The organism is Nitrosomonas sp. (genome assembly GCF_019635155.1).
Lineage (GTDB): Bacteria > Pseudomonadota > Gammaproteobacteria > Burkholderiales > Nitrosomonadaceae > Nitrosomonas.
The window spans coordinates 17,587-31,659 of sequence record NZ_JAHBZY010000016.1 but is presented as its reverse complement, the minus strand read 5'-3'; the positions used below and the strand labels follow the sequence as shown (position 1 = coordinate 31,659).

Annotated in this window: 12 protein-coding genes; 3 read left to right on the top strand and 9 right to left on the bottom strand. The window is 48.9% G+C overall.

The features are described from left to right. Nucleotides 1–7: 7 nt before the first annotated feature. The 3 genes from trkA to KF839_RS11235 are packed head-to-tail and all read right to left on the bottom strand — an operon-like array spanning nt 8 to nt 2,799. Nucleotides 8–1,441 (bottom strand): Trk system potassium transporter TrkA, encoded by a 1,434-nt coding sequence (gene trkA, locus KF839_RS11245; RefSeq protein WP_292917938.1) that lies wholly within the window; start codon nt 1,439–1,441, stop codon nt 8–10. A 9-nt stretch (nt 1,442–1,450) separates the two neighbouring features. After that, complete coding sequence (locus KF839_RS11240; RefSeq protein WP_292917981.1) at nt 1,451–2,239, bottom strand: inositol monophosphatase family protein; 789 nt, start codon at nt 2,237–2,239, stop codon at nt 1,451–1,453. Between the two features lie 2 nt (nt 2,240–2,241). Further along, a complete protein-coding gene (locus KF839_RS11235) occupies nt 2,242–2,799 on the bottom strand; it encodes a thioredoxin family protein (RefSeq protein WP_292917937.1) in 558 nt (185 codons plus the stop codon). A gap of 157 nt (nt 2,800–2,956) precedes the next feature. Between KF839_RS11235 and KF839_RS11230 the strand changes: the two genes are divergently transcribed. From KF839_RS11230 to KF839_RS11220, 3 genes are all read left to right on the top strand, one after another. Next, nucleotides 2,957–3,703 (top strand): 16S rRNA (uracil(1498)-N(3))-methyltransferase, encoded by a 747-nt coding sequence (locus KF839_RS11230; RefSeq protein WP_292917936.1) that lies wholly within the window; start codon nt 2,957–2,959, stop codon nt 3,701–3,703. Continuing rightward, nucleotides 3,703–5,070, top strand: a complete 1,368-nt coding sequence (argA, locus tag KF839_RS11225; RefSeq protein ID WP_292917935.1) for an amino-acid N-acetyltransferase — start codon at nt 3,703–3,705, stop codon at nt 5,068–5,070. The genes KF839_RS11230 and argA overlap by 1 nt, the downstream gene beginning before the upstream one ends. A 75-nt stretch (nt 5,071–5,145) precedes the next feature. Beyond that, nucleotides 5,146–5,424 carry an oxidative damage protection protein gene (locus tag KF839_RS11220; protein ID WP_292917934.1) on the top strand — a complete coding sequence of 93 codons (279 nt, stop codon included), beginning with the start codon at nt 5,146–5,148 and terminating at the stop codon, nt 5,422–5,424. 150 nt (nt 5,425–5,574) lie between these two features. On the opposite strand, the gene fba is transcribed toward KF839_RS11220, so the two are convergent. The 6 genes from fba to KF839_RS11190 form a co-directional block, all read right to left on the bottom strand. Next, a complete protein-coding gene (gene fba / locus KF839_RS11215; RefSeq protein WP_292917933.1) occupies nt 5,575–6,639 on the bottom strand; it encodes a class II fructose-bisphosphate aldolase in 1,065 nt (354 codons plus the stop codon). A gap of 126 nt (nt 6,640–6,765) precedes the next feature. Next, complete coding sequence (gene pyk / locus KF839_RS11210) at nt 6,766–8,217, bottom strand: pyruvate kinase (protein ID WP_292917932.1); 1,452 nt, start codon at nt 8,215–8,217, stop codon at nt 6,766–6,768. A 14-nt stretch (nt 8,218–8,231) separates the two neighbouring features. Continuing rightward, nucleotides 8,232–9,410, bottom strand: coding sequence for a phosphoglycerate kinase (locus KF839_RS11205; RefSeq protein ID WP_292917931.1), 1,179 nt, complete (start codon nt 9,408–9,410; stop codon nt 8,232–8,234). Between the two features lie 132 nt (nt 9,411–9,542). Beyond that, nucleotides 9,543–10,541 carry a type I glyceraldehyde-3-phosphate dehydrogenase gene (gap, locus tag KF839_RS11200; RefSeq protein WP_292917930.1) on the bottom strand — a complete coding sequence of 333 codons (999 nt, stop codon included), beginning with the start codon at nt 10,539–10,541 and terminating at the stop codon, nt 9,543–9,545. Between the two features lie 75 nt (nt 10,542–10,616). After that, entirely contained in the window at nt 10,617–12,632 is a 2,016-nt protein-coding gene (gene tkt, locus KF839_RS11195) for a transketolase (RefSeq protein ID WP_292917929.1), read from the bottom strand. 137 nt (nt 12,633–12,769) lie between these two features. Then, entirely contained in the window at nt 12,770–14,032 is a 1,263-nt protein-coding gene (locus tag KF839_RS11190; RefSeq protein ID WP_292917928.1) for a sigma-54-dependent transcriptional regulator, read from the bottom strand. Between the last annotated feature and the right edge of the window lie 41 nt (nt 14,033–14,073).

The window sequence follows — 14,073 nt, the reverse complement described above, 5'->3', positions numbered from 1 at the left end:
ACTTTTTCTACAGAAAGCCAACATTAACCTGAAACAGCTTTTCCACTTCCCGGATCATCTTGCGATTGATCACAAACAAAATCACATGATCTTCCGACTCAATCACCGTATCGTGGTGTGCAATAACAACTTTGATCGCGCCTACATCTGGCTCATTGGCGAAATGCTCACCGAACAATCCTTCTGTTTTTGGCAATCCACGAGCAATAGCCCCTATCGTTGCACCCTTTGGCAATTTAATTTCATCGATCCTGCGTCCGACGACATTGGACGATTTCGCATCGCCATGCGCTACCAGCTCCAAAGCTTCCGCCGCGCCGCGTCGCAGACTATGCACGGCAGCCACATCACCGTGACGGACATAAGCCAGTAACGAACCGATCGTTACTTGCGCCGGTGAAATCGCAATATCAATCCCGCTACTCTGCACCAAATCAACATAGGCGCTGCGATTAATTAATGCAATAACCTTATGCGCCCCCATACGTTTTGCCAGCAGGGCTGACATAATGTTATTTTCATCGTCATTGGTCAGCGCGCAAAACATATCCATCTCAGCAATGTTCTCGTCTTCCAGCAAGGTTTCATCCGTCGCATCCCCATGCAGCACCAATGCATCGCTAAGTTCCCCGGCCAATCGCTCGCAAGCTTGGTAATTACGTTCGATAATTCTGACCTGATAGTCTTTCTCCAATGTACCGCCAAGACGTCTGCCAATTTTTCCACCGCCGGCAATCATCACATGCTTGACCGGTTCGTCCATTCTTCGCAACTCCCTCATGACCGTGCGAATATCTTCAGTCGCCGCGATGAAAAATACTTCGTCCTCCGCTTCGATGACAGTATCCCCCTCGGGAATAATGGGGCGATCTTTGCGGAAAATAGCCGCGACCCGCGTATCAACATTCGGTACATGTTTTCGCAATTCCTGTAACTGTTGACCGACCAGCAATCCGCCCTGCAACGCTCTCACCGCTACCAAGCTCACTTCCCCTGCGGCAAAATCAAGCACCTGCAGCGCTTCCGGAAATTCGATCAGCTTCTCGATATATTCCGTAAGAATTTGCTCAGGACAAATCGCAAAATCAACACAAAAATTCTCAGCCGAGAAAATTTCCGGGTGCTCCAGATATTCAGTGGACCGAATGCGGGCGATCTTCGTGGGCGTATTAAATAATGAGGCGGCGAGTTTACAAGCGACCAAGTTAGTTTCATCGTGCTCGGTGACGGCCAATATCATATCCGCATCATGCGCGCCAGCGCTGACCAGCACCGAAGGATGCGAAGCATCGCCCACAACCGTGCGCAAATCCAATCGATCTTGCAATAGCGCCAGACGTTTCGGGTCAATATCGACCATCGTAATATCGTTCGCTTCACTAACCAGATTCTCCGCAACGGACGTGCCCACCTGGCCGGCGCCCAGAATAATAATTTTCAATTCAAGTACCTATTTTTTGCGATTTTCCCGCACCCAATCACGCCATTGTACAAATAATACCGGGTCCAATGCGGCTATCACCGAGCGATGCCATGGCGGACTCGTCCAATAATCATCGTGTTCAAAGCCACATAGATTGCCGCCCGCTTCCGCCAGGATTAGAGAACCCGCAGCGTAATCCCATGGTTTCTGCCCACCATGCAAGTACAAATCAAAATAACCGGCAGCGGTATAACACCACTCCAATGCGCAAGCACCGAAATTCCGCTGCGACGCAAACGGCGGATACGCGGCCACTCTGGCAGCAAATGCCCGATCCAGCCGCTTCAGATCCACATTCGCCATCGCACTCGACATTGGTGGTGCATGTTTCTTGAGAGGTAATGCGACACCATTTAAAAATGCGCCATTACCTTTGGTCGCATAAAACATCTCATCCGTTACGGGATTATAAATCACGCCGAGAACGCTCTGTCCTTGTTCCATGTATGCCACGGATGTGGCGAAGTAAGGCAAACCGTTATAAAAATTGGATGTCCCATCGATCGGATCGACGCTCCATAACCCCGATTTCCCTTTAATCCATTCAGCTTGCTGCTCCGCTTCGGTCATTTCCTCACCCATCGCCGCCGCTGGATGGATTTTCTGCAACCGATCCAATAACGCATTTTGCGCAGCCACATCCGCCTCGGTAAAAAAACTTCCATCCGCTTTGGTTTGCCGGCCTACACGCAAATAGCGCGGCATAATAACTTCCTGAGCGACTTCTCTGACTGCCGCAATCACTTTTTCTAGCACATCTACTCCGTACGCCATTTAATCGAACATCCGATACTGGGAATTTGCTCGGCCGGACCGTGACCGGTCTTTGCAACTTGCAGCATTGCTTCGAATAAATCCCGGCGCACATCCGCAGGCGCCGCTTCTTTACGCGATGCATCGAGGCGTCCGCGATATTGCAATTCCAGATTGTTATTGAATCCAAAAAAATCCGGGGTGCATACCGCGCCATATTTCTTCGCAATTTCTTGCGTTTCATCCCAAACATACGGGAACGGATAATTCAATTGTTGAGCCACGAGTTTCATGTTCTCAAAAGAATCTTCCGGATAATCCGCCGGGTCGTTGGACATAATGGCAATGGCATTGATACCGTGCTGTTTCAACTCATTAACATCACGGATAATGCGATCCTGCACCGCCTTGACATACGGACAATGATTGCAAATAAACATGACCAAGAGTCCGCTTTCCCCTTTTGCCGAAGCCAGGCTATAACGTTTGCCATCGACGCCCAACAAATCAAAATCGATCGCTCTCCAACCAAAATCACAAACTGGTGTTTCCAAACTTGCCATATACTTACTCCAATGATTAAAAATATTATAGAAACTGTTCCCGGTTTAACACGTATCGGAATCAATCGTATTGCCTCATCAATACCGGGTGCATAACATGTTATATTATCATGACTCTATTTGTTGAAATTGCCGCATCCAGGCAACGGCATTAATCATGCACGCTCGTTTCTACCATCCTGAAGCAATCACCGTTGGACAGATGATTGAATTATCGGCTGATAATAAACATCATGCCGCACGTGTATTACGTCTTAGAAATGGCGATCCGATCACGCTATTCAATGGTCACGGCGGTGAGTTTCGCGCGCGAATCGATATCATCAGCAAAGACCGCATCGTGGTATTTGTCGACAGTTTCCAAGACACAAACCGGGAATCCCCATTACAAATCGAACTCGCCCAAGCCATCTGCGTGAATGAGAAAATGGACTGGATCATACAAAAATCAATCGAACTCGGCGTGTCTCGCATCCAACCGGTATCCACCGCCCGCAGCATTGTGCATCTGTCGAACGAACGTTCCGGGAAGCGTCTGCAACACTGGCAAAAGATCGCCATTTCAACCTGTGAACAATGCGGCAGAAATCAAGTCCCGCCAATAGATCCGATGATCACTCTGTCAGAATGGTTGAGTCAGAAAAAAATGAACCGCACCGTGCAAGATATCCTAATCATGTTATCCACCACGGCGACAAAAAGCTTGAAAGATATACCTGAGCCGGTCACCGATGCTAAAGTGGCCCTTATTATAGGGCCGGAAGGTGGATTCACCGCGGACGAAGAATTAGCGATGACGCATTCGGGCTTTGTACCGCTGCATCTGGGCAATCGCATTTTGCGTACGGAAAGCGCCGCTTTAGCGGCAATTGCCGCGATGCAAGCGCTCTGGGGGGATTACTGATGACAGTCGAAAATAATAAACCGGATACAACCGCTGAATTTGTCGCATGGTTTCGTTCAGTAACGCCCTACATTCATACCTTTCGCGGTAAGGTCTTTGTCATCGGTTTTAGCGGTGAAATGATCACCGATGCACAATTCGTCAATTTCATTCACGATATCAACTTACTCGCCAGCCTCGGCGTCCGGTTGGTTCTGGTTCATGGCGCCCGACCGCAAATTCAATTGCGCTTGGATGAATTACAATTGGACACGCAAACAGTCATGGGCATGCGCGTTACCGATGCCGCCGCGCTGCAATGCGTCAAGGAGTCGGTCGGGCGCATTCATCACGAAATCGCTGCGTTGTTATCAATGGGGCTGCCAAATTCGCCGATGGCCAATGCCTCGATTCGCGTTACCAGCGGCAACTTTGTCACCGCTTGTCCCTGCGGCGTCATTCAAGGCGTTGATCTGATGCATACCGGCAAAGTGCGCAAGATTAATGCGCAAGCCATTCATTCACGGCTGGAACAAGGTGACGTGGTGCTGATTTCACCACTCGGTTATTCACCCACAGGTGAGATTTCTAACTTGACGATGGAAAATGTCGCCACCGAAACCGCCATCGCACTCCATGCCGAAAAACTGATTTTCCTACTGGATACTGCCGACTGCACAGCTTCTGCTGAAAACAAGATCGCTCCGTTACCACGCGAATTGACGGTTGCCGAAAGCAAATTATTGCTGGAACATAAAATTCCGACTCAGGCATCCTTAATACCGGATACCATCCTGCCCGCATTACAATCGGCAACTAAAGCTTGCGACATGGGCGTCACTCGCGCGCATTTGATCAGCCGTCATTGCGATGGCGCCATTTTGCACGAGCTCTTCACACACCATGGCATCGGCACCATGATCACACAAGAATCGTTACAAACCCTCAGAAAAGCAAAAATCGAGGACGTTGGCGGTATCTTACAGTTGATCGAACCGCTCGAAACCGAAGGCATTCTGGTCAGACGCAGCCGCGAATTGCTGGAAATTGAAATCGACCGGTTTACCGTCTTCGAACACGATGGCATCATCCTTGGTTGCGCCGCGCTTTATCCATTCCCGGAAGAACAGGCCAGCGAACTCGCATGCCTGGCGATTCACCCGGATTACCGCAACCGGGGACATGGCGAACGCTTGCTCAAATACATCGAGAATAAAACAGATGCACAAGGCATCCACAAATTATTCGTGCTCACTACCCATGCCACACACTGGTTTATTGAACACGGGTTCAACGTGGCCACACCTGACGAATTACCGAGAACCAAACAAAATTTATATAATTATCAGCGCCGTTCGAAAGTACTGATCAAGCACCTCAGTGATTAACCGGAAAATTAAACGAACAGTTTACGTAACGAAACGAACGTTTCATAATGCCGCTTTCTCTAGGACATACTCACAATGGCACGAATGATTAAATGCATTAAATTAGGCCGCGAGGCCGAAGGTCTGGATTTCCAAACTTATCCTGGTGAGCTCGGCAAACGGATTTTTGAAAATGTTTCCAAAGAAGCCTGGAATCAATGGATCAAACACCAAACCATGCTGGTCAACGAAAACCGCTTAAATCTATCCGATCCGAAAGCCCGCAAATACCTGGCGGAACAAATGGAAGCACATTTCTTTGGGGAAGGCGCAGAACAGGCGGTGGGATATGTTCCACCTAAAAATGAATCATAGTCGCTGAGATATGATCATTATTACAAAACTTGCCACCATTCTTCCGAATATTTTGAAATATAGCGCGAAGATATTATGAGTAACCCTACGATTGATAATGCAAGCTGCACAATCAACCATAGGGTTATTTTGAATGCTACTGAGATTTAATTACTTAATAACCGCGTTCAATTCACCTTTGGCATAGCGGTTCGCCATGTCTTCCAGCGAAATGGCTTTGATTTTGCTGGCTTGTCCGGCGCAGCCGAAGGCTTCGAAGCGTGCTTTACAAATCTCTTTGGCGGCAGCGGTCGCTTCTTTCAGGAATTTACGTGGATCGAAGTTGCTTTTGTCGGTTTCCAGGCTGCGGCGAATCGCACCGGTCATCGCCAGGCGGATATCGGTATCGATATTGACTTTACGTACACCGTATTTGATGCCTTCCTGAATTTCTTCAACCGGCACGCCATAGGTTTCCTTGATGTCGCCGCCGAATTTGCGGATGATTTCCAGCCATTCTTGCGGAACCGAGCTGGAGCCGTGCATCACCAGGTGTGTATTAGGAATGCGCGCATGGATTTCTTTAATACGTTGGATCGCCAGAATATCGCCGGTAGGTTTACGGGTAAATTTATACGCGCCATGCGAGGTGCCGATTGCAATCGCCAAGGCGTCGACACCGGTTTTACGCACAAAGTCAGCCGCCTCTTCCGGATCAGTCAACAGTTGGTCATGCGATAACACACCTTCCGCACCGTGACCGTCTTCAGCTTCGCCCATGCCCGACTCCAAAGAACCCAAGCAACCCAGTTCGCCTTCCACGGATACGCCGACGGAATGTGCAGTATTCACAACGTCTGCTGTTACATCAACATTATATTCGTAGGTGGATGGTGTTTTAGCATCGGCTTGCAAGGAACCGTCCATCATGACACTCGAGAAACCACTGCGAATCGCGTTAACGCATACCGAAGGCGATGCACCATGATCTTGGTGCATGACGATCGGGATATGCGGATACGCTTCAACTGCCGCTGCAATCAAATGACGCAGAAAAGCTTCACCGGCGTATTTTCTCGCACCGGCGGAACCTTGCATGATGACCGGGCTGTTGCATTCATCCGCTGCTTGCATGATCGCTTGGATTTGTTCCAGATTATTGACGTTGAATGCCGGCAAGCCGTAGCCGTTTTCAGCCGCATGATCGAGTAGTTGTCTGAGTGATACGAGTGCCATTTAGATCTCCTTTAAAGTATCTTAATAAAATTCTGTGTTGTATTAGTATAAGCGATTATTCTGGATGATTGCTGCTTGATTCTTTTTCTCGTACGCATCAATCCAGACTCCAGTGCATCCGATAACTCACGCCGGATCAAGGCCTTGCCTTGTTTTCCATTCACCGACTTTGATAATCTTCATGGTATTGGTACCGCCGGTTTTACCGACCGGTTCACCAATGGTCATTACCATGATATCGCCATTGCGCACCACCCCGCGGTTAAGTAACTCTTGCTCGGCCAGATTCAGAATCTCTTCCGGATCATTCAATCCTTCGCCGAATTCCACCGGATAAACGCCACGAAACAAGGTAACGCGACGGCGAGTCACCTCATTCGGACTCAGTGCAAAAATGGGTACTTTGGAACTTCTGCGCGACATCAGCAACGCCGTTACGCCACTTTGTGTCAGCGCAGCGATCGCGCGAACATGCAGACCACCTGCGGTATACATGGTCGCCCTGGCAATTGCTTCCTCAATGGAAGCCGGATTGACATTTTGCATGCGCCGGTCGACGCTGACCAGGTATTCTTTCTCCGCCTCCAGACACACCCTGGCCATCGCTTCAACCGCTTCAACCGGATATTCTCCGGCGGCGGATTCTGCCGAAAGCATGACCGCATCGGTGCCATCCAGCACCGCATTGGCTACGTCCGACACCTCGGCGCGTGTGGGAATCGGATTGGTAATCATGGATTCCATCATTTGCGTTGCCGTTATGACGGTTTTGTTATTAGCCCGCGCCGAGCGGATCATTCGCTTCTGCAACGCAGGAACTGCGGCATCGCCGACCTCCACCGCCAAATCGCCACGAGCGACCATGATCGCGTCGGAAGCATCGAGGATATCGTCCAATGCCAAGATCGCTTCCGAGCGTTCGATCTTCGCCATAACCATGCCATTTCCACCCGCTTCTTGCAGCAATGAGCGCGCTTGCCGGATATCGTCACCGGAACGGACGAACGATACGGCCAAGTAGTCTGCACCAAACTCCGCGGCGGTTTTGATATCTTCCAAATCTTTACTGGTCAACGCCGGAGCGCCCAATCCACCGCCCTTGCGGTTAATACCTTTATTGTTCGACAGTATTCCGCCTTGCTCGACCACGCAAAATACTTGATGTCCTTTCACGTGCGACACACCCAGCACGATACGGCCGTCATCCAGCATCAACGTGGCGCCGGTCTCCAAATCGTTCGGTAATTCCTTATAATCGAGACCGACTCTTTCCTGATTTCCAAGTTCACAAGTGGCATCCAGAATAAATTGATCCCCCACTTCCAGCCGGATTTTACCGTGCTCAAATTTGCCGACTCGAATCTTCGGTCCTTGCAAATCGGCCAATACGCCCACCGTAACACCGGCTGCTCGTGCAATCGAACGTGTCATTTCTGCAAATTCTATATGCTGTTCCCGAGTGCCATGGGAGAAGTTGATCCGAACAACATCGACTCCGGCGCGGATCATGCGTTCCAGTATTTTGGGATTGCTGCAGGCAGGCCCCAGTGTCGCTACGATTTTCGTTCTTCGAATCATTGTCTTCTTGAGAATTATTTAGCGCGCATTTCCAAAATTTCTACCGCAGGCAGCTTCTTGCCTTCCAGGAATTCGAGGAATGCACCACCCGCTGTTGAGATATAAGAAACTTTGTCATAGATATCGTACTTCTGAATTGCCGCAATGGTATCACCACCGCCAGCCAACGTAAAAGCCTTCGTTTCAGCGATAGCCCGAGCAATTTTCTCAGTACCGGCGCCAAATTGGTCAAATTCAAATACGCCCACAGGACCATTCCACACCACCGTTCCCGCTCTCATGATGATATCCACCAGCTCCTGCGCACTTTTCGGACCGATATCGAAAATCATGTCGTCGTCGGCGACATTACCGGCGTCTTTCAATACCGCAGGCTCATTTGCATCGAATTTCTTGCCTACCACCACATCAACCGCGATCGGAATCGATGCATTACGTTTCGCCATTTTTTCCATGAGCGTTTTAGCCGTCGGAACCAGATCATCTTCACACAGCGATTTACCTACATTTTTACCCGTCGCCTTCAGGAAAGTATTGGCAATGCCTCCCCCCACGACTAACTGATCGACTTTTTCTGATAATGATTCGAGTACCGTCAATTTGGTCGAAACTTTCGAACCACCAACAATCGCCACCATCGGGCGAGCCGGATTCAATAATGCCTTGGTCAATGCATCCAGCTCTTCTGTCAATAGTATTCCCGCACAAGCCGTCGGCGCATATTTGGCGATACCATGCGTCGAAGCTTCCGCCCGATGCGCGGTGCCAAAAGCATCCATCACAAAAACATCGCATAATTTTGCGTATTTCTGCGCGGTTTCTTCAACGTTTTTCTTCTCGCCTTTATTGAAACGGCAATTCTCAAGTACAACCAATTCACCGGCTGCAACATCGAAACCACCTTCCACCCAATCCTTAATCAAACGCACGGGTTTTCCGAGGCGCTCCGCAATATTGTCAGCAACCGGTTTCAGGGAATTTTCCTCAGTCCACACGCCTTCTTCGGGACGTCCCAAATGAGAAGTCACCATCACTTTGGCGCCTTGCTTGAGACAGTGATTAATCGTTGCCATGGAAGCGGTAATACGTGCATCCGAGGTTACTTTGCCATCCTTTACAGGCACGTTCAAATCCGCACGTATGAATACGCGCTTACCTTTCAGGTCAAGATCAACTAGTTTAATAACAGACACGGCAAACTCCAGATTTGTCTTTAAGAAAGTATAAAGGATAGCAAACGCTACCCTTTATGTCTTAATGAATTAAAATTCAAGGCAGTGTGCAATCAGAATACAAATCACGATGGCATCACTGCAAGTACGAAATTACTTGGCAACGGTACGAACCATCTCCAGTACTTTGGTGGAATAACCCCATTCGTTATCGTACCATGCGACAACTTTGACAAAGCTTTTGTCCAATGCCATACCTGCTTCGGCGTCAAAAATCGACGTGCAGCTCTCGCCACGAAAGTCAGTCGATACCACCTTCTGATCGGTATAACCCAGTACGCCCTTCATGGAACTCTCAGAAGCTTCTTTCATCGCTTTGCAGATTTCGTCGTAGGTCGCTTCTTTTTCCAATTCACAGGTCAAATCAACAACCGAAACATCCGATGTCGGAACACGGAATGCCATACCGGTCAGTTTCTTGTTCAGTTCAGGAATTACCACGCCCACTGCTTTAGCCGCTCCGGTTGAGGATGGAATGATATTTTCCAGAATACCGCGGCCACCGCGCCAATCTTTATTGGATGGGCCGTCTACAGTCTTCTGCGTTGCGGTTGCAGCATGAACAGTGGTCATCAAACCGCGTTTGATACCCCATTTATCGTTCAACACTTTGGCGATCGGCGCCAAGCAATTGGTAGTACAGGAAGCATTCGAAATAATCGCTTCGCCTTTATACGATTTATCGTTCACGCCATATACAAACATCGGTGTATCGTCTTTAGATGGCGCCGACATAATGACTTTTCTGGCGCCGGCAGCCAGATGTTTTTCACAAGTTTCTTTTGTCAGGAACAAACCGGTTGATTCAATGACAACCTCTGCGCCCACTTCATTCCATTTCAGTTCAGCCGGGTCTTTAATGGCCGTCAGGCGGATTCTTTTGCCATTCACCACCAAAGTATCACCATCAATTGCAACATCACCTTGGAAACGGCCATGCACGGAATCATGTTTTAACATATACGCCAGATAATCCGGCTCCAGCAAATCGTTGATCGCAACGATTTCAATATCCTTAAAATTCTGCACGGCCGAGCGGAAAACCATACGCCCGATACGACCAAACCCATTGATACCCACTTTTATTGTCATTCTATGCTCCTTAAATAAAAAAACCTATGCACTTGAGCAAAAATATAACCTCTTGTGCTTTAAACGTTATTTGATTCAGAGAATGTTCTTAACTGTTTTGACGACATTCTCGACAGTGAAACCGAAATGTTTGAACAGCACATCCGCCGGCGCCGATTCACCAAAGGTATCAATACCAACCACTGCACCGTCCAGGCCGACATATTTACGCCAGAAGTCGGTAACACCCGCTTCGATGGCGACACATTTAACGCCCTTCGGCAAGACACCGGCTTTATACGATGGTTCCTGACGGTCAAATACATTGGTACATGGCATCGATACCACGCGCACAAAAATACCTTCATCAGCCAATGCTTTCTGAGCATTCATCGCCAATCCGACTTCGGAACCGGTTGCGATCAATATGGCCTGCGGTTTGCCATTACTTGCTTCCGACAATACATAGCCGCCTTTATCGATCAGCTTGATGGTTGCCGCATCGCGTTTCTGGAACGGCAAGTTCTGGCGGCTGAAAATCAATGTTGAAGGACCGTTCTTACGTTCAATCGCACGCGCCCACGAAACAGCGGATTCCACCGTGTCACAGGGACGCCACACATCCATGTTCGGAATGTAACGCAACGTCGCCGTTTGTTCGACCGGTTGGTGCGTCGGACCATCTTCGCCCAAACCGATGGAATCGTGCGTAAAAACAAAAATATTGCGGATCTTCATCAATGCGGCCATGCGTAATGCGTTGCGAGCATATTCCGAGAACATCAGGAAGGTCGCGCCGTAAGGAATCAAACCACCATGCAATGACAACCCGTTCATCATGGCGCTCATACCGAATTCGCGCACGCCGTAGTACACATAATTGCCGCCATTATCACTGGCGACTCCTTTGGAACCCGACCATAACGTCAAGTTAGAACCTGCAAGATCGGCAGAACCGCCGATCAATTCCGGCAATACCGGTGCAAGCGCTTCAATCGCATTTTGTGAAGCTTTGCGGCTAGCGATGGTCTCCGCCTTAGCGTTGATTTGATTGATAATATTTTCGACATAACCTTGCCAGTCAGCTGGCAGCTCTCCAGCCATGCGGCGCTTGAATTCCGCTGCTTCTGCCGGATATTTCCCAGCATACTCCGCAAATTTCTCATTCCATTCGGCCTCCAGCTTTTGCCCTTTCGCTTTCGCATCCCAAGCATTGTAGACTTCTTGAGGAATTTCAAATGGCGGATGATGCCAGCCAATATGCGGACGTGTCGCAGCGATTTCCGCATCGCCCAGAGCCGCGCCGTGAACAGAATGGGTATTGGCCATATTCGGCGATCCCATACCAATGATCGTCTTGCAGCAAATCATTGTCGGTTTATCATTGACTCGCTTAGCGGCTTCAATCGCCGCTTCGATCGCTACGGGATCGTGACCCTTAACGTCAGGCACCACATGCCATCCGTAAGATTCAAAACGCTTCGGCGTATCATCGGTAAACCAGCCTTCAACATGACCATCAATGGAAATGCCATTGTCATCGTAAAAACAAATCAATTTACCCAAACCCAGTGTTCCCGCCAACGAGCATGCTTCATGAGAAATACCTTCCATTAAGCAACCGTCGCCAAGAAAAACATAAGTATTGTGGTCTACAATATTGTATCCAGGCCGATTAAACTCGGCGGCCAGCACTTTTTCCGCGAGCGCCATTCCCACCGCATTGGTAATACCTTGTCCGAGAGGTCCCGTCGTGGTCTCTACACCTGGGGTATACCCATATTCCGGATGTCCTGGTGTTTTAGAATGAAACTGCCGGAACTTCTTGATTTCTTCCATCGGCAGATCGTAACCCGTAAGATGCAGCAGTGCATAGATCAGCATGGATCCATGGCCGTTTGATAAAATAAAACGATCGCGATCAACCCATTGCGGATTGCCAGGATTATGACGCAGGTGATGAATCCACAGCACCTCTGCAATTTCAGCCATTCCCATTGGCATTCCGGGGTGACCGGAATTGGCTTTTTGCACGGCATCCATCGCCAATGCGCGTATCGCACTGGTCAAGTCCTTAAATACCGGCGCGTCAAAATCCTTAAATGTCCCCATCAATGCTAACTCCCTAATATTTTCAAAAAACAATCTAAAAAACGCGTATTATCGCTTAAGAGAGGGGAGATCACAACTATCGACAAGCAAATTACACGTAAAAGCAATTCGTGTAACAGGCTAATTCCTTGATGGAATCAATTACCGCGCAATTTGATGCCCAGCAATTTAATTTTCCGGTACAGATGGGTCCTTTCGAGTCCGGCACGCTCAGCAACACGTGTCATGTTGCCATTTTCTTGATCAATCAGCCTTTCAAAATATGTTTTCTCAAACAAATCCCGGGCTTCTCGCAGTGATAAATCCAAGGGAATTTCAGGTGCGACCGATGTGGAAGATGATTCTGGAAAAACCATCGCTTGTTGCACAGCTTCCGCCGAAATTTCATCTCCAGAACATGTCAATGCTAAAGAGTGCACCACACCCGTCAGCTGCGTCAGATTGCCAGGCCAATCATAATTCCGCAGACAATTAAGCGCCGCGGTACTAAACTGCAATGCTGAGGGTGCTTCACCCGATTCCACGAAACGCGATAAAATTTGGCTGGCCAATTCGGGAATATCCTCCCGATGCGTTCTCAGCGCAGGAATACCAATACTTAAACTACTCAAAACTTCGTATAACTTAGGATGATAAGCGCCTTGCGCAGTCAACTCCGCCAACGGCTGAGATGTCGCGCAAATTAACCGTACATTGTATTTATCCAGTTTGCTCAGCACTAACAGCAGACCTTTTTGCGCCAGCTTGCTAATTTCACCGACGTCTTTTAGAAAAAGCAAACCGCCTCGTGCCAGCTCCAATAAATCCAAGGGCGATTCAGCTAGCGATGCCAGGGTTTCGGGCTCCACCCACGGAGTATTCGACCGGTGTAGAAACCGGGCGCATATTTCAGCTCCCACTCCCGGTTCTCCCATAAGCAGTACGGGCGATTTTAAATTGGCAACTTGTTCCAGCCTTTTTCTGAGATCGGCAATCAAAGGCCCTTTACCCAAACTGGCAAGGGAAAGCGCCGATTGCTGTTTGTTTTGCCCGCCTCGCAATGCTTTACTGACGGTGCTAAGCAATTTCTGCAGCGGAATCGGTTTTTCCAAATAACCAAACGCACCAATCCGCGTTGCTTCAACCGCGGTATCTATGGTTCCGTGTCCCGACATCATGATCACCGGCATCGTCAGCAACCCGTTACTCGCCCATTCTTTAAGCAAGGTAATACCATCGGTATCGGGCATCCATATATCTAATAACACCAGATCCGGACGCGCTTGGCTCCTCCATATCCGTGCTTGCTCTGCATTTTCCGCCAATGCCACCCGGTAACCTTCATCACGCAAAATTTCGGACAACAGTTCGCGTATGCCTATTTCGTCATCAACAATCAGTATTGTATTGTTAGTTATCATTTACAATTTCTCCGCACCCGGAATCTAACCAGCTTATCTTT